Raw genomic sequence first — 1,906 nt, 5'->3', positions numbered from 1 at the left:
GACAGATGTTTGTGGAAACACCGCTTCTAAATCACAAGTCATTACCGTTCAGGATAAAACTGCTCCAATTATCGCTGCATTGCCGTCTGCTTCGACAATCTCTTGTCCAGCAATACCAGCATTTGCTATTGCAACAGCAACAGATAATTGTGCTTCGGCTTTAACCTTGACTTTTGCAGATTTGACTACAAATGGTCAATGTGCAGGATCCTATTCTGTAACTAGAACTTGGACCGCTAGTGATGCTTGCGGAAATACTTCTACGGCTTCACAAACCATCAATCTAACGGATACAAACACCCCTACTTTTACACCACCAGAAAACATTACATTAAATAGTGGTGAGAATTGCATTGCAAATACTAACCCAACTATAACTGGTAATGTAACTAATATAAATGATACATGCGATTCAAATCCAAAAGCAACTTATATCGATACAGAATGTTTTGGAATCACAGAAAATAATGGATCAATAAATGCTGGAAACGGTAATTATTTTCCCTTTACTGTTTCAGGATTTGATGATTTATCAGCAAGTAATATTCAAAAAATCGCTTTATCCTTTAAAACAAATCAAGGAAAAGGAAGAGCTGAATTCACTTTAGTTTCTCCTAGCGGACAAGGAGTAATATTAATTGGTTCATATTGTTCTGGTGGAAATTGTGATGATGCAAACCCAAATACTAAAGAATTGTATTTACCTACATTTTATCCAAATAGCTCTGGTTATACTCAATGGAATAATGCCAATTTTATTCAAGATGGAATAAATCAAAATATGATTCCAAACGGAGGAACAACTTCTCCAAATACAATTACTGGGTTAACATCTTATGTTTCAAACTTTGAAAATCTTACTGGACCAATGAATGGTACTTGGTTTATTTATTCAAGAAAACAAGCCAGTGTTAATGGAAGTATAGATTTCAATAGTGTTTGTCTGACTCCGGCTAGTTCTTGTACAAGCAATAAAGTTATTACAAGAACATGGACTGTTACAGATGCTTGTGGTAATTTTTCTAAAGCAACTCAAACAATAAAAATTCAAGACAAAACTGCTCCGGTATTGAGCGAAGCTCCTGCTAATGTAACCGCAGAATGTTCTGCAGTTCCTGCTGCAGCTACTCTAACGGCTACCGATAATTGTGATGCAACTCCTGTAGTGACTTTCAATGAAGTGAAAACGAACGGAAACTGTGCCAGCAACTATACCCTTACCAGAACTTGGACTGCGACAGATGTTTGTGGAAACACCGCTTCTAAATCACAGGTCATTACCGTTCAGGATAAAACTGCTCCGGTATTGAGCCAAGCTCCTGCCGATGTAACCGCAGAATGTTCTGCAGTTCCTGCTGTAGCCACTCTAACGGCTACTGATAATTGTGATGCAACTCCTGTAGTGACTTTCAATGAAGTGAAAACGAACGGAAATTGTGCCAGCAACTATACCCTTACCAGAACTTGGACTGCGACAGATGTTTGTGGAAACACCGCTTCTAAATCACAAGTCATTACCGTTCAGGATAAAACTGCTCCGGTATTGAGCCAAGCTCCTGCCGATGTAACCGCAGAATGTTCTGCAGTTCCTGCTGCAGCCACTCTAACGGCTACCGATAATTGTGATGCAACTCCTGTAGTGACTTTCAATGAAGTGAAAACGAACGGAAACTGTGCCAGCAACTATACCCTTACCAGAACTTGGACTGCGACAGATGTTTGTGGAAACACCGCTTCTAAATCACAGGTCATTACCGTTCAGGATAAAACTGCTCCGGTATTGAGCTTGGCTCCTGCCGATGTAACCGCAGAATGTTCTGCAGTTCCTGCTGCAGCCACTCTAACGGCTACTGATAATTGTGATGCAACTCCTGTAGTGACTTTCAATGAAGTGAAAACGAACGGA

1 protein-coding gene is annotated in these 1,906 nt (G+C 39.9%); it reads left to right on the top strand.

Going from position 1 to position 1,906, the window contains the following annotated elements:
* A partial coding sequence (locus ACM55M_RS17375) for an HYR-like domain-containing protein (protein ID WP_465245438.1) occupies window positions 1–1,906 on the top strand: 1,906 nt, incomplete at both ends.

This window comes from Flavobacterium galactosi (assembly GCF_048158585.1).
In the GTDB taxonomy this organism is placed as follows: domain Bacteria; phylum Bacteroidota; class Bacteroidia; order Flavobacteriales; family Flavobacteriaceae; genus Flavobacterium; species Flavobacterium galactosi.
This window is presented reverse-complemented; position numbering and strand designations above follow the sequence as displayed.